This window comes from Bradyrhizobium cedriense, assembly GCF_054602315.1.
This window is the reverse complement of record NZ_JBTSWB010000001.1, coordinates 1,132,904-1,153,464: the sequence shown is the minus strand read 5'-3', so window position 1 is coordinate 1,153,464 and position 20,561 is coordinate 1,132,904. Positions and strand designations below refer to the sequence as shown.

Below are 20,561 nucleotides of genomic sequence, written 5' to 3'. Positions count from 1 at the left end.
GCGACCCTGAGTGTGGAACCCAAGGGAAGCTCGACGGTTCGCGGCGGCGACGGCGTGGCGTCGTCGGAAAACAACTCGGAGAAGAAGTCATGAAAACCTGGCTCATCACTGGCTGCTCGAGTGGCTTCGGCCACCGGCTCGCGCTCGCTGCGGCACAGCGCGGAGATCGGGTCATCGCGACGGCCCGCAATGTCAAGACGATCGAGGAAATGGCTGAGCCTTTCGGCGGCCGGATGATCACCTTGCCACTCGACGTGACCGATGCGGCGGCGGCCAAGGCAGCGGTTGCAAAGGCGGTCGAGACCTTCGGCGGGTTTGACGTGCTCGTGAACAATGCCGGCTACGGACTGTTCGGCGCGATCGAGGAAGGCACGCCCGAGGAATATCGGCCGATGTTCGAGGTGAACGTCTTCGGTCTGATCGAAACCACCAGAGCCGCCCTGCCCGTCCTGCGACGTTCCGGCGGAACGATCGTCAACATGTCGTCAGGCGCAGGCATCGCGGGCGGCGGTGGCGGAGGTTATTACAACGCGGCCAAGTTTGCCGTGGAAGGGATTTCCGAAGCGCTCGCCGGCGAGCTGGCGCCGTTCGGCATTCGCGTGCTGATCGTCGAACCCGGGCCGTTTCGCACCGATTTCCTTGGCCGTTCGATCACGATGGCGGCCAAGGAGATGCCGGAATACGCCACGAGCTCGCGCAAGCACTATCGGGAAACCAACAACGGCAATCAGGCGGGCGATCCCGACAAAGCGATCGCGGTAATCCTGCAGGCAGTCGACGCCGATGACGCCCCGCTTCATCTGCCGCTCGGCCCGGTCGCGCACGCGATCGCCGAGCGAAAGCTGGCTGCCTTCCGCAACGATATCGAGGCCTGGCGCGACATCACGATCGCCACCGATTTCGACCAACCCTGAGCGCTGGTCACCAGCCTTGTTTGAACGTCAACATCTGACTGGAAGGCGATCATGATCGCAACCTTGAAGGGGTTTACCCAGCAGCTGGTGCCGGTGAATGGCATCAAGATCAACGTCGTCACGGGAGGCTCAGGCCCGCCGATTCTTCTACTTCACGGCTGGCCGGAAACATGGTGGGAATGGCACAAAGTGATGCCGCTGCTGGCCGGGCATTTCAGCGTGGTCGCCATGGATCTGCGCGGCGCGGGCTTTTCCGACTGCCCGCTCGACGGCTATGACAAGGCGACGATGGCGCGCGACGCGCATGAAGTGATGGTTGCCCTTGGGCACGAACGCTACGCCGTGTGCGGACATGACATCGGCGCAATGGTCGCCTTGGCACAGGCCGCCATCTATCGGGAGGCCGTTACCCACCTTGCCGTCCTCGACGTTCCGCTTCCCGGCTGGACCGGATGGGAGGCGACGACCGCAAGGCTCTGGCACTTCAGCTTCCATATGAACCGGGACTTACCCGAGCGCCTGATTCATGGCCGTGAATACGACTATGTTTCGACCTTCATGGCAGAGCGGTTCTACGATCACAGCACCTTCAATCCGGCGGACATCGAGATCTACGCCAGAGCGATGGCGCTTCCTGGCCGCACGCGTGGCGGCATGGAATGGTACCGCACGCTCGCCGCCGATCATGCGACAGCGCTCGATTACAAGAAGCAACCGCTCGAGATGCCGGTGCTTGGCCTGGGTGGGGACCAGCGGTTCGGTGCGCAGATGGTGCCGATGCTCGAGGAATTCGCCACCCATGTGAGAGGCGGCTCGATCACGCGGTGCAGCCACTATGTCGCGGACGAGCGACCGGATGAAGTCGCAGCCGCCCTGATCGAGTTCCTGAAGGCCAATGGAAAGTCAGCGCCCGCGCCGTCCTGGGCCGGGCGGATCGAATAAAACAAAGGAGACTGTCATGACCGCACCCGTCATTCGCGGCGTCAATCATATCGGCATCACGGTGCCCGACATCGAAGCAGCAAAATCGTTCCTGGTGGAAGCTTTCGGCGGCCAGGTGATCTACCAGTCCTTCGGACCGCAGCATCCGCCGCGGCAAGGACCCGAATTCGAGCGCGCCGTCGGCGCTTTTCCCGGAACGGTCGTGCGCGCGCAGGCGATGGTCAAGATCGGCACCGGACCCGATATCGAGCTCTTCGAAATGCACGGTCCCGAGCAAGCCAAGCCGATCCGGGCGAGCGACTTCGGCATCACGCACTTCGCTCTCTACACCGACGACATCGACGCATCGGTCGAGCGCTTCGCGAAGGCGGGAGGCACGCCCCTCACCGCGCCGCGCGCAATTCCCTATGCAACCGAGAAAGGTCCTGGAAACAAGGTCTGCTACTGCCGCATGCCCTGGGGCACGACGATGGAATTCATCACCACGCCGGACCGCATGGCCTATCATGACCAGACAGATCTACGCAGGTGGCAGGATGAGGACTGAGCAGGGCGCGAAAAGGGACCCGCATCAGTTAATTCGTGACGATGCAGACGATGTCAGACCACGAAAGAAGCGTTACGCCTTGGCGCGGCCGGCCTTGCCGGCGAAACGCTTGCCGTTAAGTTTCTTCTTTTTCGCCGTGCTCTTCGGGGCCACCTTCTTGGCGGTGCGCGCCTTCACCTTTGCGGCTTCCGCCCGTGCCTCGGCGCGCAGCTTCTTGCGCTTCTTCTCGCACGACTCGCACTTGCAGCCGATCGGCTTCAGATAGGCTTTGAAATAATCGGTGCCGTAGTCGTAGTTGATCTCGTCGCCCGGCTCGATGTTCTTGATGGCGCGGATATAGACCTTGCGCTCGCGCGGGCGGACGTCGGATTCCGCGTTGGGCCGGCAGGAATGGTTGATGTAGCGGGCGAGATTCTTGCGCACGGAGCCATCGATGGTCCAGCGCCCGTTGAGCTCGAACAGGTATTTGTTCTCGATCTCGTCGTGCTCGGGAATCCTGGAATCCAGGATCGGTCCGAAATAGCGGATGATCCGGGTGCCCTTCTTGATCGGCTTGGTGGCGAAGAGGCCAAGACCTGTCTTGGAACGGCCGACGCGATAAGGTTTGTTCGAGGATGTGGCTGGCATGATCAGAAGAACGAGGACGCGGACGAGGCTGGATGAGCCCAAGCGAAGCCGCTCTTCTAGAACGATTCCGCGCCGCTGTCAGGTATATCGGGCCCCTGTTTGAACCTTGCCCACAATCAAGACGTCTGACGGGACGGAGTTCCCGCAGTCTCAAAGCTTCATATGAACCATATTATCCGCATAGCCTTGGCTGTCCTGACGACCAGCATCGGACTGAACGGCGCCAACGCCCAATCCGTGGGCAGCAGCTACACCTCGACGGCGCCGAAGGACTGCCGCCAAATCGGCAAGCCCAGCGACCTCGATGGCAGCACGACGCGGGTATGCCCGGGCAAGGACCGGCTCGTGGTGCTGATCGCCGAGGATGATCTGCGCGAAATCGTCTCCGTCGGCCGCAATCGCAAGCAAGCGGCGGAAGAACCGGCAGCAAACGTCTGGTTCGCGCCGTTCAACTCTTCGGAGAGCACCGTCGAATGGCGCACTGCCGGTGAAAAGCCGCTCGCGATCATCCAGCGCTGGCACATCGCGGACAACACAGATCCCGACAAGCAGGGACGGCCGAAGACCAAAGCCATGCTGGTCGTGACCCGGCTGCCGCCGGGCCCGGTCTGCCACATCGCCTATGTCGATGCGGTTGCCAACCCCACCCCCAATGAGCTCGCTCGCAAGGCCGCCGATGATTTCGCCCGGGGCTTCACGTGCGGCAAGGACGAGGTGAAGATCATCGGCACGCGCGGCCGCGCCGTCGAGCTTGCGACGATGCGCTAAATGATTGCAAGGGTTGCGTCACCCCGATCGATCAAAGACCCGTCGGCTTTCCCGTGATCGGCGCCGTCAGCATCGCCTCGAGCAGGCGTTCGGCAGTCGTCCCCTCGGGCAAGCGATCGAGGATGTCCTCGAGCCGTCCATCCAGCAGCAGCATGGTGAATCCGTGCACCAGCGACCAGGCCCGTGCGATCGCAGCGCCCTGGTTCAGCGTCAGCGCATCTCCGCTGATCTGCTCCTGCCGCATTGTGCCGACGGCATTCGCAAGTCCGGCGAACGAAGCTTCGGCTGCCTCATGGAGCGAGGGCCGGGAATAGTCGAGCCGTTCGGTACGGAACATGATCCCGTACATGCCGGGATGAGCCTGCGCATAAGCGACATAGGCTTTCGGCCGCGCCAGCGCGCGCTCGAGCGGCGTGGCGGCCGCGTCGCACGACGAGGCCATCGCCGCGTTGAACTGGCGGAAGCCGACAGCTGCGAGTTCGCTGAGCAGGCCGGTCAGGTCGCCGAAATGATGGGTGGGTGCGGCATGCGAGACGCCGGCTTCGCGTGCCACCGCGCGCAATGTGAGCCCGGACAGCCCGTCGCGCTCCAGCACCCGTTCGGCTGCCTGGAGCAGCGCCTCGCGCAGGGCGCCGTGGTGATAGGGTGTCTCGGTCTTCGCACTGGCCGGACGGCGCGCGGAGCGCGTCCGCATCCCCCCCGACGACAATGACTTTCGCGGCGTGCGCGCGGCGCGCGCGGATTCGGTCCTGGTTTCGCTCTTGCCCATCGGAGAAGCTATAAAGCGCAATATTGACAGTGTAAAGATTTCACTTGACCGGAACGGTTATCGGCGCTATGTGATCTTTACGATGTAAAGATAGGGAGGGATAGCCGTGCAGCAGGACGCCATCGCCGAGCGCCGCAACAATATCGCGCCGATCCCGTTCGAGGCCGACGCGCCTTTCCTGAAGATCGTCGGAGAATTGCCGCGCGAATTGAACGGCACGCTCTATCGCAACGGTCCCAATCCGCAATTCGATTCTCCCGGCGCGCACTGGTTCGTGGGCGACGGCATGCTGCACGCCTTCCACCTCGAGAACGGACGCGCGAGCTACCGCAATCGCTGGGTCCGCACGCCAAAATGGCTGGCCGAGCACGACGCCGGTCGCGCGCTGTTCGGCGGCTTCGGCCGCAAGCTGCCTGACGCACCGGCTGATCTCTCCGATGGTGGCGTCGCCAACACCAACATCATCTTCCATGCGGGCAAGCTGCTCGCGCTGGAGGAGGCGCACCTGCCGACGGAGATCGAGCCGGGCACGCTGGCGACGCGCGGCTATCACAATTATCAGGGCCGCGTCGCCGGCAGCTTTACCGCGCATCCGAAGGTCGATCCCGTCACGGGCGAACTGGTGTTCTTCGGCTACAACGCGGCGGGACCGCTGACGTCTGCCATTTCCTATGGATCGATCGACGCATCCGGCAGGGCGACGCGCTTCGAGCGGTTCGAGGCGCCCTATGCCAGCATGGTGCACGACTTCATCGTCACCGCGAACCACGTGTTGTTCCCGATCCTTCCGATCACCGGCAGCATGGAGCGCGCGATGCGCGGACGGCCGCCCTATGCCTGGGAACCGGACAAGGGCTCCTATGTCGGCGTGATGAAGCGCAGCGGCACCGTCAAGGACATCGTCTGGTTCCGTGCCGAGGCCTGCTACGTCTTTCACGTCATGAATGCGTGGGAAGACGGTAACCGCATCATCGCCGACGTCATGCAGTTCGAGGAGGCGCCGCTGTTTCCACATCCGGACGGCCGGCCCACCGATCCGGAGAAGTCGCGCGCCCGCCACTGCCGCTGGACGTTCGATCTGTCGGGGAATACCGACCGTTTCCAGCAGACGTATCTCGACGACCTCACCGGTGAATTCCCCCGCATCGACGATCGCCGTGCCGGGCTGAAGAGCCGTCACGGCTGGTACGCCTGCGCCAATCCGAAACAGCCGATGTTCGGCGCGCTGTCGGGCATCGTGCACGTCGACGGCGGCGGCCGAAGGCTGGGCCATTATCTGCTGCCCGCCGGCGACACCATCTCCGAGCCCGTCTTCGTCGAGCGGTCGAAGGATGCCGCCGAGGGTGACGGGTGGCTGCTGGCGGTAATCTGGCGGGCGCGCGAGAACCGCAGCGACCTCGCCGTGTTCAATGCCACCGACGTCGAGGTCGGCCCCGTCGCGCTCGTGCAGCTCGGGCACCGCGTGCCCGACGGTTTCCACGGCAATTGGGTGGGAGCGGTGTAGCTCTCCATTCGTCATTCCGGGGCGTACGGAAGCCGCGTGCCCGCAATGACATCGGCATCTCAGCAATGAGGCCTCGCATGTACACGCCCTCGATCACCGCAGACTGCCTCGCCGTCCTCGTCATGACATGCGCCACGCTCACACCGCAGATGGTCCGGCTGCGGCAGAGCGGGCAACCCAACTTCAATGGCGGCATCCTGCTGTTCGCCGGTTTCCTGATCGCCTGGACGATGCCGGCTCTCGCCCGCCTGCCTTGGACGGAAATCGCGCAAGAAGCATCCGAACAAGCGCTTGCTGCATTTGAGCTTTTGCAGGCCGCCTATACCATTTTGACATTGTAAAGATCTAGCTTGACTCCACTCCGCTGCCGAACTATTTATCTTTACATTGTAAAGATTGGCCTGACCGAGGTGGGCAATGGCGATTTTCCTGATCCTCGCGCCCTACGGCGCCTATACGTTCCTGACGCTGGCGACCTCGGCCACGATCAGCGTATTCGCGGCCTCTGCAATCTGCCTCGCCGCCGTCGTCATCGACCTCGCGCGCGGTCGCTCCGTGAAGATCCTGGCCGCAGGGTCGGCAATTGTGTTCGCCGCAATCGGTCTCTATCTCGCGCTGATCGATCCTGCGCTCGGCACGCTCGGCGTCAAGCTGTCGGTCGATGTCGGCATCTTCGTCATCTCGCTCGGCTCGATGCTGGTTCGCCGCCCCTTCACGCTGCAATATGCGCTTGAATCGGTCCCGGCAGAGACCGCGGCCATGCCCGGCTTCCTCCGCGCCAATTACATCATCACCGGCGCATGGACCGCGGCCGCGCTGTTGATGGCGGCCGCCAACCTCGTGCTGCTCTACGTTCCCGGCCTGCCGCTCTGGTCGAGCCTTGCGGTTGCTCTTGCAGCCCGGAACAGTGCGATTTACTTCACAAAGTGGTATCCTGAATATTGCCAGATCAAGTACGGTACGCCTGCCCGCACCTTGCCCAGCGCGCGCTGAACAGGATTGACGATGAAGGACGTATTCTCCCGCCTCGCCTCCGATCTCTTCTCCGCCATCCTCTTCCTGGTCATCTATCTCATCACCGACAACGTCATCCTGGCGACGTCGGTAGCGATTGCCGGTGCGTTCGCGCAGGTGATCTACGCCCGCGTCAAGGGGCAGCAGCTCAACTATATGACTTATGCGAGCCTCGCGCTCGTCGTCGGACTGGGCGCGATCACATTGTTGACCAATGATCCCCGCTTCATGCTGGCAAAGCCCGCGATCGCGCATTTCGCGATCGGTCTCATCATGCTCAAGCGCGGATGGATGCTGCGCTACATGCCGCCGATCGTCGTCGAGACCGTTCCGGAATATGTGACGGCTGCAGGCTATGCCTGGGCGGCGCTGATGTTCGTCATCGGCGCCGGGATGATCGCTGTCGCATCGACCGGCGATCTGAAGCTGTGGGCGTTCTACCTCACGGTGGTCGCAGGCGGCGGCAAGATTCTGGCCTTTGCCCTTCAATACGTCGTTCTGCGCCTCATCGTCACCAGCCGCCGGCGTGCCGCCGCCCGCGCCTAAATGCCCTATCGCAGGGTTAGGCAGGAGCTGCAAGTTGAGCTATAGCCTCGCTCAGGACGGGCCGCGGATCGTCGCGGACCGCGGAAATCTGTTCGGGAGACGGGAATGGCCGTAGACGGCAACTGGAATCTGACCATGACGACGCCCATGGGCGAGCGCCAGGCGACGCTGACCCTGCTGAGCTCCGGCGGCACGCTGACGGGCACGCAGGGCGCAGAGGGCAATACCGCCGAGATCTTCGACGGCACCATCAGCGGCGACGCCGTCAACTGGAAGGTTTCCATCACCAATCCGATGCCGTTGACGCTCGAGTTCATCGGCAAGGTCTCGGGTGACAGCATGAGCGGCGAGATGGGCATCGGCCCGATGGGCAGCTTTCCGTTTACGGGCGTACGGGCGTAACGCCGCGCTTTCGGCACATGCCCACCATCCGACTCTTCGCGGCGACGATGCTGTGTGTCGCAGTATCGTTGCTGGCGCGCGCGGAAGACACCGAACCGGCGTGGCGCGCAAGCGCGCTCGCCATGGTGCCGTCAGGCCTTGTGGCCGGCACCGCCTATCGGACCGATGGCTCGACCGGTTACCTCGCCGTTGATCCCGTGACATCGAACGATCCGAAGACGCCCGCAAGCGTGTTCGCGGCGCGCCAGGTGCTCGTGGTCACGCTGACGCCGGATGCGACTCGCGCCGTCTCGGCCGAGCTGAAGCCGCGCACCGGGCCTGATCCTGATAACGACGATACAGACTTCGCAAAGCTGCACGCCGATCTCGCCGCCAAGCGTCCGACGCTGCCTGATGGCACCGAGCCCTGCGATCTCGGCGCCTGGTCGATCGACAGGGATCCTGATGGCCTCAACGTGCGCGCCGAGCCGTCAGCGAGGGCGCGCGTGCTCGGCACGCTGCCGCCGCCTTACCAACTCAAGCTTGGCGGCAGCGAGAACACGCCTGAGGGCGGCTGGCTCACCGAATTCCGCATCATCGGCTTCAAGGACGGCTGGTTTCTGATCGAAGGCGCCAAGCCGCCGGGCAAGGATTACGAGGACGAGAAGCAATATCCGCGCAGCGCGCCAAAGCCCTATGCCGGGCGCGGCTGGGTCGCCTCCAACAAGGTCGGCGCAGCCTATGCCAACGGCGCCACGCGCATGGGCGGGCTGTTCCAGGCTCCCTTCGTCGATGCCAAATGGATGCCGGCCCAGCGCGAGCTTGGCGGCGCGATCGACACCGACGGTGGTCCCAAGCGCCTCTTGGCCTGCAGCGGCTTCTGGGGTCTCGTCGAGAGCCACGACCGCGTCCGCGGCTGGTGGCGCGCGCTGTGCTCCAACCAGGTCACGAATTGCAGTTAGGGCACCGTAGGCTAAGCGCCTTCCTCGTGTCCCGGACGCGACGCGGCACGCAGTGACGCGGCGCAGAGCCGGGACCCAGACCTCTATGGACCCCGGATCAGCAGCGCATCACTTCGTGCTGCGCAGCGTCCGGGGAACGCAGCCTCAACCCAAATTCAATTCCTTGAAGAAGTCGTTGCCCTTGTCGTCGATGATGATGAACGCGGGGAAGTCAACGACTTCGATGCGCCAGATCGCTTCCATGCCGAGTTCGGGATATTCCAGCACCTCGACCTTCTTGATGCAGTGCTCGGCGAGGTTCGCGGCGGCGCCGCCGATCGAGCCGAGATAGAAGCCGCCGTACTTCTTGCAGGCCTCGCGCACCGCGGGCGCGCGGTTGCCCTTGGCCACCATCACCATCGAGCCGCCGGCGGCCTGGAACTGGTCGACGAAGGAATCCATGCGACCTGCGGTGGTCGGGCCAAACGCGCCGGAGGCGTAGCCTTCGGGGGTCTTGGCGGGGCCGGCATAGTAGACCGGGTGGTTCTTGAAATAGTCCGGCAGCGGCTCGCCCTTCTCCAGCCGCTCGCGCAGCTTGGCATGCGCGCTATCGCGCGCGACGATCATGGTGCCGGTCATCGAGACGCGGGTCTTGATAGGATACTTCGAGAACGTCGCCAGAATGTCCTTCATCGGCTGGTTGAGATCGATCTTGACGACCTCGCCGCCGAGCGACTGTTCGACCTGCGGCAGGTACTGCGCCGGGTTGTGCTCGAGCTCTTCGAGATAGACGCCGTCCTTGGTGATCTTGCCGAGCACCTGGCGGTCGGCCGAGCAGGACACGCCAAGCCCGATCGGCAGTGAGGCGCCGTGACGCGGCATGCGGATCACGCGCACGTCGTGGCAGAAATATTTCCCGCCGAACTGCGCGCCGACGCCAAGCGACTGCGTCATCTTGTGGATTTCCTGCTCCATCTCGAGGTCGCGGAAGGCGTTGCCGTCCGGCGAGCCGTGGGTCGGCAGCGCGTCGAGATAGCGCGCCGAAGCGAGCTTCACCGTCTTCATGCAGAGCTCGGCCGAGGTGCCGCCGATCACGATGGCGAGGTGATAAGGCGGGCAGGCTGCGGTGCCGAGGGTGAGGATCTTTTCCTTCAGGAACGCAAGCAGCCGGTCCTTGGTCAGGACCGAGGGCGTGGCCTGGAACAGAAAGCTCTTGTTGGCGGAACCGCCGCCCTTTGCCATGAACATGAACTTGTAGGCATCGTCGCCCTCGGCGTAGATCTCGCACTGCGCCGGCATGTTGTTGGCGGTGTTCTTCTCCTCATACATCGACAAGGGCGCGACCTGCGAGTAGCGCAGGTTGCGGCGGAGATACGCATCGCGCGCGCCTTCCGAGAGTGCCGCCTCATCGTCGCCGTCGGTGATGACGTTGCAGCCCTTCTTGCCCATGATGATCGCGGTGCCGGTGTCCTGGCACATCGGCAGCACGCCGCCGGCCGCGATGTTGGCGTTCTTCAGGAAATCCAGCGCGACGAACTTGTCGTTCGGGCTGGCCTCGCCGTCCTCCAGGATCGCGCGGAGCTGCTTCAGATGGCCGGGTCGAAGGTAATGGTTGATGTCGCCAAAGGCCGCCTCCGACAGCGTACGCAGCGCCTCGCGCGACACCACCAGCATGTCCTTGCCGAGGACCTTCTCGACCCTGACACCCTCGGAGGAAATCTTCTTGTAGGGCGTCTCGTCCTTGCCCAGCGGGAACAGCGGGGTGTGTTTGTAGGGCGGGACGGGTTTCGACTGGTCGGGGAAGGCGGTGGGCGCGTTCATGGGGCGGATCTCGGGTTTGGGCCTCGCGGGGCCTCGGCGTAGAAGCGTTCTAAGCCCATTTTGGACGGAAAAGGAAGGGACCGATGGGCATGGAAAGGATGGATAGGGCTCAGGAAGACATTGGCGCAGCACGTGGAAAGCCCGTTCCCCGCCCTTGCGCTTCGGGCCCGCCGACGCTTGAATGCGCGCGCTAAGGGGCTTTTCATCATGACATTGAACTTGAACGTCCGCGGCGCGATCCTGGTCGCCGCCATCGCCGGCCTTGTGGCCCTCGTCTCTCCCGCCCACGCCGACCGCTGCGACGACGGCGCCAAGGAGCTGGCAAACCAGGTCGATCGCCTCAAGGTGAACTTCCGCGCCGCCAATGTCGTTTACATGACGCATCCGGCGGCCAAGGAACTGTCCGTCGCCTGCCGAGGCGACAAGTATTCCATCGAGCTCTACGCCAAGGGCGATCGCAAGCCGAAGCCGGAGTTCTATACGCTGGTGGGATCGATGGCAGCGATCGTCTTCACCGTGACGAAGGACGATACCACGACGGGCGCGACACGTTGCCTGAAGCGGATGGGCCTGTTGCGCGGCGACAAGGTCAGCATGCGCTACCGCCGGCTCAACATGGAATGCACACGCACCAAGACGGAGGCGTCCATCGCGATCACCCGCGGCAAGGACGAATAGGAATGCCCGCTGTTCCGCATGGCGATGGAGAGAGCGGCTCTTCTCTCAAATCTTCCGCGCGCGGAAGCTGACGACGGCGCATCAAACCGCGCGAATCCCTCGCATTTTAGCGATTGCCTTGAAGGAAATTTCGCTCCTCGCAGGGCACGCTCGATTGTTTCCATATGTGAGGATTTGCGAATGAAGGTTTCCACCGTTGCGCCCCCACCGATCGCGATCGTGGTTCCGAACTACGACTCGACCAAGCAGCAGGACGTTCAGACCAAGATCAAGGACGAGAGTCCGACCTATAAGCCGCAGCCGCCTGCGCCGCTGCCGCCGGGTCAAGGAACGCGGATCGATCAGATCGCCTGACAAGACTTGCCAAGGCCAAAGCGCCCGATCCGGTCGATCGGGCCTTTCGCGCGTCCGGCCGTATCTTTGCCGGATAGCAGGACGATGATCGCGAGCGGCAATCCCGGGACTCTCCGCATGATCGCACGCCTGCTGCTGCAGAACACGATCTTCGTCGTCGGAATGGGCGCAATACCGACTATGCGGTGCGGGAGCGTCGTCGCCTGATGCCCGACGTCCGGTCAGGGCTGCCACTCTCAAATCGAACTGGCTAGTCTAGCCGTCGAGCTCGCGATAGCGGCGGAAGATACCCTGTTCGTTGAAGGGAATGCGGCGCTCGCTTTCGAGATAGGCCTTGATGTTCGGTCGCGCGGCGATGCGGTCGTGCAGGCCGACAAGGCCCGGGACATCCGCTTCGAACGCCTTCATGCGCCTGGGGAAGGCATAGCGCAGCCCATCGACGATCTGGAACAGCGAGAGGTCGACGTAGGTCAGGCGGCGACCGGTGACATAGGTGCCGCCGCTCTCGGCGAGAAGCTGCTCGAAATAGCCGAGATATTTCGGCACGCGCTCGTCCCAGAAGTCGGCCGTGCGTTTCTTCGCCGGTGCCTTCTGGTCCTCATAATAGAGCGACGGCCCGAGCGGATGATGAGTGTCGTGGATCTCGACGACGAGGTCGGAGATGGTGAGCTGAAGCTGATGCACCCAGAGCCTGCCGCCTTCCGTCTTCGGCGCGAGGCCGTGACGGGCGCCGAGGTAGAGCAGGATGTTCGCAGTCTGGCCGATGACGAGCTTGCCCGCTTTCAGGAACGGCGGCGCAAAAGGCGGCGTGCCCTTGTGCCCGTCCATCACCTTCATCATCGCAGCCGTCCCGCGCGGGCCGCGCGCGACATCGACGTAGGCGGCAGCCGCCTCCTCCAGCGCCAGCCGCACATATTCGCCGCGGCCCTGGATCTCAGGCCAGTAGTAAAGCTCGTATTTCATGGGGGAGTCCGTGAACGTGGGGCGACGGAGCCAATGTATCACTCGCCCCAAGGTTCCGTCAGCGTCGTTGCGACAGCTGTCGCAAAACACACCATCATTCCACGCGCGGCGAAGAATCCGGCGTCGTTCCGCGGAAGCCTTCCGGATTGCTACGCTGCGCTCGCGATGACGCACAGAGTGAGCGATGGGCCGAACGAAAAGGGCGCCGTGCCTGAGCACGACGCCCTTCCTTGTCAAATCGCTTGCGATCAGTTGGTCTGCTGGATCGCCGACAATTCCCAGCCGCTGCCCGGCCTGCGGGCAAACGTCCAGATCTCGGTCGCCTCGCCCGGCTGCTCGCTGCCGGCAACGATCGCGCCGGTGTTGCGGTCCATCGTCTTGTCGGTGAGCGCGAAGCGCAGCGCCACCGTGGCGTAGTCGGTCTCGCCTTCCCGCCAGGCTTCCGCGAGGTCACCTTGCAACAATTTCACGTCGGTGACCTTGTTGACGACGTTGCGAGCGCGGTTCTGGGCGAGGTCCTGCTCGAAGTAGGAGACCATTTCCGGCGTCGCGAGCGTGTGCAGCTTGGCCACGTCCTCGTTCGACCAGGCGGTCTGGACCTCGCCGAGCAGGCGCTCGAACGCCTCATAGTCGTCCGGCTTGATCTCGAGCGGCGCGTTGTTGGCACCGAAGCCGAAGCCGCCAAGACCACCGGCAAGTCCACCGCCAAGACCGCTGCGATAGTTCGTCTGCGGTCCAGGCGCTGCGCCTGCATCAGCATTGGCGTTGGCGTTGGCATAAGCCGCCCGCGGGGCGTGACGGCGCTGCCACCACGACATGGCCAGCCGCACCACCAACACCACCAGCGCGATCTGGATGATCAGGCCGAGGATCGAGGACAGGCTGCCGAGGCCGCCGAACAGGCCGCCGCCAAACAGCATGCCGAGTAGGCCGGCGCCGAGGAAGCCGGCCGCAAGGCCGCCCAGGAAACCGCCGCCGCGGCCGAACAGGCCGCCGCGCGCGGGCGCGGAAGCAGCTGAATTCATGCCTGCACCCGGCTGGGTGTAGGTGCGGTTGAACTGCGAGGCCGACCCCGGCGCCGTCGTGGTCGAGGGCGGCGCCGTATAGGTGCGCGAGCCGCGTGAACCCGACGAGGAGCCGCCGCCGACGCGCGCGTCGGCGGACGAGATCGCCAGTGCAGTCGGCAGCGCAAGCGCCAGCACGACGGCGATCGTCTTGAAGAGGCTGCGGGAGCGTAGCGAGAAAGTCATTTGCGTTTCCCAAATCCCCGGCATGGGGATGTGCGCTTAAGATGGGCAGACTTCCCGAAAAGTGAAGCCGGTTTCGGAAACTGTGGCTGCGGCCCTCAGTCGCGGGGATGTGGCAAAAGCCCATATTTGGTGGGGGTTTGGCCCGACGCGGCAGGGAACCGAGGTCGCGGGCTACCGGCGATCATGCGAGGGAGTTTCCGTTTTTTCCTCGTCATTGCGATCGCAGCGAAGCAAATCCAGACAATTCCGCAGAGACAGCCTGGATCGTTTCGCCGCAAGAGACACTTCGCAATGACGGCAGGGCGTTGAGCGTAAGACGAAAAACTGGTGAGGGCGCTCATCACCCCTGCTTCGTCATCGTCTCCTTCACCGCCGCCACGAGCTGGCTGAGCGTGAATGGCTTCGGCAGGAAGTCGAATTGCTGGCCTTCGGGCAGGCTCTTCTCGAACGCGTCCTCGGCATAGCCCGAGACGAAGATGAACTTGATGTCGGGGTTCTTTTCCCGCATCGCCTTCAGCAGCGTCGGGCCGTCCATCTCGGGCATGACGACGTCGGAAACGACGAGATCGATCGCGCCGCTCTGCTCTTCCAGCACCTCCATGGCCTCGACGCCGTTCTCGGCCTCGACCACGGTGTAGCCGCGCGAGCGCAAGCCGCGGGCGTTGAGCGCGCGCAGGCCTTCCTCGTCCTCGACCAGCAGAATGGTGCCCTGCCCGGTGAGATCGGTGCGCGGCTTCGCCTCGGCCGGGGCGGCTTCCTTCGCGGCGCCGTTGATCGCGCCGGCCACGGCCGCGGGCTGCTCGACCTGCGCTTCCTGCTCGGCGTGATGGCGCGGCAGGAAGATATGGAACGATGTGCCCTGCCCCGGCTCGGAATCGACGTAGATGAAACCGCCGGTCTGCTTGACGATGCCATAGACGGTGGAGAGCCCGAGCCCGGTGCCCTTGCCGACTTCCTTCGTCGAGAAGAACGGTTCGAAGATCTTGTCCCGGATGTCGGCGGGAATGCCGGTGCCGGTGTCGGCGACCTCGATCCGGACATAATCCGCAGCCGGCATGCCCTTGTAGGCGAGCTTGCCGGCGTCCTCGGTGGCGACGTTGGCGGTGCGGATGATCAGCTTGCCGCCGTCCGGCATGGCGTCGCGCGCGTTCACCGCGAGGTTGACGATCACCTGCTCGAATTGGGAGACGTCGACCTTCACCGGCCAGAGATCGCGGCCGTGGACGAGGTCGAGCTTGACCTTCTCGCCGATCAGGCGGCGCAACAGCATGGTGAGGTCCGACAGCGCGTCGCCGAGATCGAGCACCTGCGGCCGCAGCGTCTGCCGCCGCGAGAACGCCAGCAGCTGCCGCACCAAGGTCGCGGCGCGCGTCGCGTTCTGCTTGATCTGCATGATGTCCTGGAACGACGGGTCCGTCGGCTTGTGCGCGTTCAGCAGGAAGTCGTTCGCCATCATGATGGCGGAGAGCACGTTGTTGAAGTCGTGGGCGATGCCGCCGGCGAGCTGGCCGACCGTCTCCATCTTCTGCGACTGATTGATCTGGTTCTCCAGCGCGCGCCGTTCGGTGGTCTCGAGCATGTGCACGATGGCGGCTTCCGCGTCGTTCTCGGCCGAATCGACCGGTGTGACGAAGAACTGACCCCAGCGCTCCTTGGCCCCTTCCAGCGCCACCTCGACCGGCGCGATGTCGGCCTTGCCTTCGGCGGCCTGATTGATGGCCGCGATCAAGAGGTGCCGGTCGCGCGAATTGACCGCGCGGAAGATCGACTTGGAGGCGTTGTCCAGCCCCAGGGCCTGTCCGAGCTTGGCATAGCGCGCATTGGCCCGAACGACGTTGCCGGCGCGATCGACGGTCGCGATCGCCATCGGCGTGTGGTCGAAAAAGCGCATGAAGCGAACTTCGGCGGCGCGGTCGGGGTCGCTGCGCTCGTCGCGGGCACGGCTGATCACGAGTGTGCGCGAGGGCCCCGGCGCGCCGTCGGCGCCGAAGGCGAGCTTGTGATAGAGCCGCACCGGCATGGTCTTGCCGGTGCGCATGCGCAGGTCGATGTCGAAGATTTCCGTCTTCACCTCACCCGGCACCGCCACGATCGAGGTCAGCAGCGAGGCACCGTCGCCGGAGACGATGTCGGTGAGCTTCAGGCCGCCCGAGCCGATCTCGGCGAGGTCGTAGTCGAGCCAGTTCGCCAGCGTCGCGTTCACATAAGCGAGCTCGCCCGCCGGATTGACCGAGAAGAAGCCGCAGGGCGCGTGGTCGAGGTATTCGATCGCGTGCTGGAGTTCCTGGAATACGTCTTCCTGGCGCTCGCGGTCGCGCGTGATGTCGGCGATCGACCACACCGCATATTTCGCCTCGCGCTTGCCGGTGCCGAGTGGGCGCACCCGCATGCGCAACCAGCGGCCCTGACTGCCATCCTGGCCGGAGATGCGCACCTCTTCCTGCTGCCGCTTGCCTTCGCGGGCGGCCTTCAGCAGCCGGAACACCGCTTCGGAGACGTCGGGGTTGCCGATGAAGACGCGCTCCACGGGGCGCACGTCCTGCGGGCTGGTGGCGCCGGTCAGGGTCAGATAGGCGGCATTGGAATAAACCACGTGGCCGCGCGCATCGGTGACTGCAAGCCCGTCGAACGAATGATCGGAGATGCGACGAATGATCGGATCATCGAGATTGCGGTCGGCGAAGCGGATGATGCCGGCGGCGAAGGCGAACAGGTTGAACAGGCCGACCATCGCCAGCACGGCGAGGATGCCGAGGATGTAGGGCTGCGCCTGCGCGCGCCCGAGCGTCATCAACCCGATGGCGACAGCAACCAGACCGGCAGCCACCAGCAGCACCAGCGCAATGCTGCCCGAGCGCTGCGACGGCTCGTGCGCCGCAACGGGCTCGCGTGTGAGGTCGTGGTCGGTTTCGACGGTCATATCAAGCTGGCGCAGCCTGTCGACAGAGAATCAACGCGCTACGGGGCGCGCAGGGTCCTCCCTGCCTCAATCGGACCCTGAGGTGCAAGGGCAGCAGGGGCGAAAGGTACGCTGATTCCCAGAATACGGCCATTTCCGGTACCTTTCGGGAGTTTTATCCCCGCCCGGCGCTGAATCCGCGCTTCAGCCGCATGACGTAGCCGATGACCTCGGCGACCGCATGATAGTGCTCGGTCGGGATTTCCTGGTCGATCTCGACGGTGGCATAGAGCGCGCGGGCCAGCGGCACGTTCTCCACGATCGGGATGTCGTGCTCGCGCGCGATCTCCCGGATCTTCAAGGCGAGATTGTCGACGCCCTTGGCGACGCAGATCGGCGCGGTCATGCCGCGCTCATAGGACAGCGCCACGGAATAGTGGGTCGGATTGGTGATGATCACGGAAGCCTTGGGAACCGCCGCCATCATGCGCTTCTTGGCGCGCTGCTGCCGCAACTGCCGGATCTTGCCCTTGATGTGCGGGTCGCCTTCGGACTGCTTGTACTCTTCCTTGATCTCCTGGAGCGACATCTTCTGCCGCTGGAACCAGCTGCGGTACTGGAAGAAATAATCGGCGATGGCGACGATAGCGAGCGCTGCGACCACCGCGCCGAGCAGATGAATGGTCAGGGTGGTCGTGGCGCCGAGCATGGCGGCCGGATCGAGCCTGACCATCGCCTCCATGCGATGCCGCTCCGGCCACAGGATCATGGTCATGACCGCGCCGAGCAGGACCAGCTTGCCGACGCCTTTGAGAAAATTGGCCGCGGCCTGCTTGCCGAAGATGCGCTTGAAGCCGGCGCCGGGCGATATCTTGTTGAATTTGGGTTTCAGGGACTCCGCCGACCACACCAGGCGGTGCTGGAGCATGTTGCCGGCAATGGCCGCCAGCATCAGCATGAAGAGGGGAACGCCGATCGCCGCGAGAACGGCGAATTCGATCTGCTGCATCAGCGTGATCAGGGCCTTGCCGTCGGTCTTGATCATCCAGGAATTGGCGAGCAGGTTGCGCATCGGCGTCAGCAGCCCGCTGCCAACCGAGCCCGAGAAGGTCGAGACCACGAGCGTGCCGCCCGCCATCATGAACCAGGTGTTGATCTCCTGGCTCTTGGCGACGTCGCCGCGTTCGAGCGCATCGTCGAGGCGCTTTTGCGTCGGGTCTTCTGTTTTACTTTCGGGATCGTTGTCTTCCGCCATCGATCGCCCCGGTCACTTGAGTGGCATCATCTGGTGCATGACACCGATGAAGTAGTCGAGATAGGTGCCCATCATCGCGGTGAGCACCACGGCGAGCACCAGGAACCCCGCGAAAATCGACAGCGGTACGCCGACGAAATAGACCTGCATCTGCGGCATCAGCCGCGCCAGCACACCCAGCCCGATGTTGAAGACGAGGCCGAACACCAGAAACGGCCCGGAGAGCTGCAAGCCGAGGCGGAATGCTGCGGCGAAGGCGCGCGTCGCCAGCGAGGCGACGTCGCCGCTCGAGACGGTCTCGCCCGGCGCGAAGATCGTGTAGCTGTCGTTCAGCGCCGCTATCACCAGATGATGGCTGTCGGTGGCAAACAGCAGCGTCACCCCCAGCATGGTCAGGAAGTTGCCGACCAGCACGCCCTGCTGTCCCTGGGTCGGATCGACCGAGGTGACGAAGCCGAGCCCCATCTGCTGCGCGATCACGGATCCCGCAACCTGGAGCGCCGACAAGGTCACACGCGCGGTCGCGCCCAGCACGATGCCGATCGCGATCTCATGCAACATCATGACCAGCAGCGGCGCGAGCGAGCCCATGTCGACCTGGTAGGCGTTTCGATGCAGGGGCAGGATGATCAGCGTGAGCAGCAGCGCGATCGACAGCTTTATCCGCGTCGGAATGTTGGTCTCACCGAGCCCAGGCAGCAGCATCACCATCGCGCCGACCCGGGCGAAAGCGAGCATGAAGGAAGCGGCGAGCGCCGGCAGCAGCGAGACGTCGATGCGCATCTACGCATTGTGCCTCAGCCACCGATGATTCGCGACGAGATCCGCAGCATGTGGGCGTGGAGCGAGTCGGCCATGAACGGTAATGCCAATAGCATCGTGGCGAAGATGGCCAGGATCTTCGGCACGTAGATCAGCGTCTGCTCCTGAATCTGCGTCAGCGCCTGGAACAGAGACACGATGACGCCGACGACCAGGCCTACCACCATCAGCGGCGATGACACGATCACGATGGTCCAGATCGCATCGCGCGCGACGTCGAGGGTCTCGGGTCCGGTCATTTGGCAATTCCGCTGTTCGTTGATGGCTCGAAGGAGGCGAATCGCGAGTAGCGAACGACGAATGGGAGACGCACCCACTCGCTACTCGCCATTCACCACTCCCCAATTCAGATCGGCATCTTCATGATGTCTTCATACGCCGCGATCACGCGGTCGCGGACCGAGACCAGCGTGGACACGGCGACGTCGGTGTCTGCGACCGCCGTCACCACGTCCATCACGTTCGCCTTTCCGGCTGCCATCGCAACCGTCTGCGCATCGGATTTGCGGCCGGACTCCATGACGCTGCCGACGGCGTCCTTCAGCAGCGAAGCAAAGGATTGCCCGTTCGGCTCGCTGCCCTTGCTGGCGCCGCTGTTCTCCAGCACGCGGGCGAGATTGGCGTAAGCATTCGCGGCGATTGTCGGTGATGCCATGGCTCAAATGTCCTGTTCAGCTCTTGAGGATGTCGAGCGTGCGCTGGATCATCCGGCGCGTCGCACTGATGATGTTGAGATTGGCCTCGTAGGACCGCTGCGCGTCGCGCATGTCGGTCATCTCGACCACCGAGTTCACGTTGGGATATTTGACGTTGCCGCTCGCATCCGCCGCCGGATTGTTCGGCTCGTACTTGACGCGGAAGTTGGACTGGTCCGGCTTGATCCTGCCGAGGGTGACGACCTGCGCGTCGAGCGTGCGGTCGAGCGCGGAGGAGAAGGTCGGAACCTTGCGCCGGTAGGGATCGCCGCCGGCGGCCTGCGCCGTCGAGTCGGCATTCGCGATGTTTTCCGAGATCACCCGCATCCGTCCGGCCTGCGCGCGCAGTCCGGAGGTGGCGATCGCCATCGAGCGGGCAAAGTCGCTGCTGTCATTCGCCATGATGCACCTCTGGCTCTCCTGGTTCCCCGATCACGCCTAGCCCTTGCCGATCGCGGTCTTGAGCAGGCGCAGGCTCTTCGAATAGAGCGAGGTCACCGCTGCGTAGTCCATCTGGTTGCTGGCGGCCTTCATCATCTCCTCCTCGAGATTGACGGCATTGCCCGCAGGGCGGGTCTCGAAACCGGCGTCCTTGTTCTGGTCGAATGCGGAGGCCGCGCCGGATGGCGTCATGTGCGAAGCGCTGGTGCGGGTGAGCGTCAGGGGCCCCATCGAGCCCGTGACCGCCCCGGACCTGTCGAACTTCGGTTCGACCAGATCGCGCGGCCGGAATTTGGGGGTATCGGAATTGGAGACGTTCTCGGACAGGACGCGCTGGCGCTCCTGGTGCCACTGCATCTTGGTCCGAAGCACCGAAAGCTCCGGGATATCGTTGATGGACATCGTCGCGGCTCCTTCCGCCTCTTGCGGA

At 64.0% G+C, this 20,561-nt stretch carries 24 protein-coding genes; 12 read left to right on the top strand and 12 right to left on the bottom strand.

Annotated elements, in window-relative coordinates; translation table 11 throughout:
* Nucleotides 1–89 precede the first annotated feature (89 nt).
* Genes ACYCVF_RS05395 through ACYCVF_RS05385 form a run of 3 tightly spaced genes read left to right on the top strand, consistent with a single transcriptional unit; the run spans nt 90 to nt 2,403 of the window.
* Nucleotides 90–914 carry an oxidoreductase gene (locus ACYCVF_RS05395; RefSeq protein WP_459598013.1) on the top strand — a complete coding sequence of 275 codons (825 nt, stop codon included), beginning with the start codon at nt 90–92 and terminating at the stop codon, nt 912–914.
* 51 nt (nt 915–965) lie between these two features.
* Entirely contained in the window at nt 966–1,856 is an 891-nt protein-coding gene (locus ACYCVF_RS05390; protein WP_459597629.1) for an alpha/beta fold hydrolase, read from the top strand.
* Nucleotides 1,857–1,872: 16 nt separating this feature from the next.
* A complete protein-coding gene (locus ACYCVF_RS05385; RefSeq protein WP_459597627.1) occupies nt 1,873–2,403 on the top strand; it encodes a VOC family protein in 531 nt (176 codons plus the stop codon).
* 72 nt (nt 2,404–2,475) lie between these two features.
* Here the strand turns inward: ACYCVF_RS05385 and ACYCVF_RS05380 are convergent, their stop codons facing one another.
* A complete protein-coding gene (locus ACYCVF_RS05380; protein WP_459597625.1) occupies nt 2,476–3,030 on the bottom strand; it encodes an SET domain-containing protein in 555 nt (184 codons plus the stop codon).
* 162 nt (nt 3,031–3,192) lie between these two features.
* Here ACYCVF_RS05380 and ACYCVF_RS05375 point away from each other — a divergent pair, with 162 nt between their 5' ends.
* The gene (locus tag ACYCVF_RS05375) at nt 3,193–3,798 is read left to right on the top strand and encodes a hypothetical protein (RefSeq protein ID WP_459597623.1); all 606 of its coding nucleotides are present in this window, start codon (nt 3,193–3,195) and stop codon (nt 3,796–3,798) included.
* A 31-nt stretch (nt 3,799–3,829) separates the two neighbouring features.
* Here ACYCVF_RS05375 and ACYCVF_RS05370 read toward each other — a convergent pair whose 3' ends face one another.
* Nucleotides 3,830–4,567: a TetR/AcrR family transcriptional regulator gene (locus ACYCVF_RS05370; protein WP_459597621.1), complete on the bottom strand. Its 738-nt coding sequence runs from the start codon at nt 4,565–4,567 to the stop codon at nt 3,830–3,832.
* Nucleotides 4,568–4,673: 106 nt separating this feature from the next.
* Between ACYCVF_RS05370 and ACYCVF_RS05365 the strand changes: the two genes are divergently transcribed.
* The 6 genes from ACYCVF_RS05365 (at nt 4,674) to ACYCVF_RS05340 (ending at nt 8,974) form a co-directional block, all read left to right on the top strand.
* Entirely contained in the window at nt 4,674–6,071 is a 1,398-nt protein-coding gene (locus tag ACYCVF_RS05365; protein WP_459597619.1) for a carotenoid oxygenase family protein, read from the top strand.
* A 77-nt stretch (nt 6,072–6,148) separates the two neighbouring features.
* Nucleotides 6,149–6,412 (top strand): hypothetical protein, encoded by a 264-nt coding sequence (locus ACYCVF_RS05360; RefSeq protein WP_459597617.1) that lies wholly within the window; start codon nt 6,149–6,151, stop codon nt 6,410–6,412.
* Between the two features lie 76 nt (nt 6,413–6,488).
* The gene (locus tag ACYCVF_RS05355; RefSeq protein ID WP_459597615.1) at nt 6,489–7,064 is read left to right on the top strand and encodes a hypothetical protein; all 576 of its coding nucleotides are present in this window, start codon (nt 6,489–6,491) and stop codon (nt 7,062–7,064) included.
* 12 nt (nt 7,065–7,076) lie between these two features.
* Nucleotides 7,077–7,631, top strand: coding sequence for an inner membrane-spanning protein YciB (locus ACYCVF_RS05350; RefSeq protein ID WP_459597613.1), 555 nt, complete (start codon nt 7,077–7,079; stop codon nt 7,629–7,631).
* Between the two features lie 105 nt (nt 7,632–7,736).
* Nucleotides 7,737–8,033: a hypothetical protein gene (locus ACYCVF_RS05345; protein ID WP_028181202.1), complete on the top strand. Its 297-nt coding sequence runs from the start codon at nt 7,737–7,739 to the stop codon at nt 8,031–8,033.
* A gap of 17 nt (nt 8,034–8,050) precedes the next feature.
* A complete protein-coding gene (locus ACYCVF_RS05340) occupies nt 8,051–8,974 on the top strand; it encodes an SH3 domain-containing protein (RefSeq protein ID WP_459597610.1) in 924 nt (307 codons plus the stop codon).
* Between the two features lie 144 nt (nt 8,975–9,118).
* Here the strand turns inward: ACYCVF_RS05340 and ACYCVF_RS05335 are convergent, their stop codons facing one another.
* Nucleotides 9,119–10,774 carry a fumarate hydratase gene (locus ACYCVF_RS05335; RefSeq protein WP_459597608.1) on the bottom strand — a complete coding sequence of 552 codons (1,656 nt, stop codon included), beginning with the start codon at nt 10,772–10,774 and terminating at the stop codon, nt 9,119–9,121.
* 207 nt (nt 10,775–10,981) lie between these two features.
* On the opposite strand from ACYCVF_RS05335, the gene ACYCVF_RS05330 reads away from it, so the two are divergent.
* A complete protein-coding gene (locus ACYCVF_RS05330) occupies nt 10,982–11,452 on the top strand; it encodes a hypothetical protein (RefSeq protein WP_459597606.1) in 471 nt (156 codons plus the stop codon).
* 180 nt (nt 11,453–11,632) lie between these two features.
* Nucleotides 11,633–11,806 carry a hypothetical protein gene (locus ACYCVF_RS05325; RefSeq protein WP_459597604.1) on the top strand — a complete coding sequence of 58 codons (174 nt, stop codon included), beginning with the start codon at nt 11,633–11,635 and terminating at the stop codon, nt 11,804–11,806.
* A 255-nt stretch (nt 11,807–12,061) separates the two neighbouring features.
* On the opposite strand, the gene ACYCVF_RS05320 is transcribed toward ACYCVF_RS05325, so the two are convergent.
* The 9 genes from ACYCVF_RS05320 to flgB all read right to left on the bottom strand — a co-directional run bounded on the left by ACYCVF_RS05320 (nt 12,062) and on the right by flgB (nt 20,533).
* Nucleotides 12,062–12,769: a glutathione S-transferase gene (locus ACYCVF_RS05320; protein WP_459597602.1), complete on the bottom strand. Its 708-nt coding sequence runs from the start codon at nt 12,767–12,769 to the stop codon at nt 12,062–12,064.
* Nucleotides 12,770–13,017: 248 nt separating this feature from the next.
* Nucleotides 13,018–14,043 carry a Tim44 domain-containing protein gene (locus ACYCVF_RS05315; protein WP_459597600.1) on the bottom strand — a complete coding sequence of 342 codons (1,026 nt, stop codon included), beginning with the start codon at nt 14,041–14,043 and terminating at the stop codon, nt 13,018–13,020.
* A gap of 316 nt (nt 14,044–14,359) precedes the next feature.
* Nucleotides 14,360–16,939 (bottom strand): cell cycle histidine kinase CckA, encoded by a 2,580-nt coding sequence (cckA, locus tag ACYCVF_RS05310; RefSeq protein WP_459597598.1) that lies wholly within the window; start codon nt 16,937–16,939, stop codon nt 14,360–14,362.
* A gap of 154 nt (nt 16,940–17,093) precedes the next feature.
* Nucleotides 17,094–18,173: a flagellar biosynthesis protein FlhB gene (flhB, locus tag ACYCVF_RS05305; RefSeq protein WP_459597596.1), complete on the bottom strand. Its 1,080-nt coding sequence runs from the start codon at nt 18,171–18,173 to the stop codon at nt 17,094–17,096.
* Nucleotides 18,174–18,185: 12 nt separating this feature from the next.
* Nucleotides 18,186–18,956, bottom strand: coding sequence for a flagellar biosynthetic protein FliR (gene fliR / locus ACYCVF_RS05300; RefSeq protein ID WP_459597594.1), 771 nt, complete (start codon nt 18,954–18,956; stop codon nt 18,186–18,188).
* Between the two features lie 14 nt (nt 18,957–18,970).
* Nucleotides 18,971–19,234, bottom strand: coding sequence for a flagellar biosynthesis protein FliQ (fliQ, locus tag ACYCVF_RS05295; RefSeq protein WP_011088555.1), 264 nt, complete (start codon nt 19,232–19,234; stop codon nt 18,971–18,973).
* A 107-nt stretch (nt 19,235–19,341) separates the two neighbouring features.
* Nucleotides 19,342–19,650 carry a flagellar hook-basal body complex protein FliE gene (fliE, locus tag ACYCVF_RS05290; RefSeq protein ID WP_459597592.1) on the bottom strand — a complete coding sequence of 103 codons (309 nt, stop codon included), beginning with the start codon at nt 19,648–19,650 and terminating at the stop codon, nt 19,342–19,344.
* A gap of 16 nt (nt 19,651–19,666) precedes the next feature.
* Nucleotides 19,667–20,092 (bottom strand): flagellar basal body rod protein FlgC, encoded by a 426-nt coding sequence (gene flgC / locus ACYCVF_RS05285; protein ID WP_459597590.1) that lies wholly within the window; start codon nt 20,090–20,092, stop codon nt 19,667–19,669.
* A 36-nt stretch (nt 20,093–20,128) separates the two neighbouring features.
* Complete coding sequence (gene flgB / locus ACYCVF_RS05280) at nt 20,129–20,533, bottom strand: flagellar basal body rod protein FlgB (RefSeq protein WP_459597588.1); 405 nt, start codon at nt 20,531–20,533, stop codon at nt 20,129–20,131.
* Between the last annotated feature and the right edge of the window lie 28 nt (nt 20,534–20,561).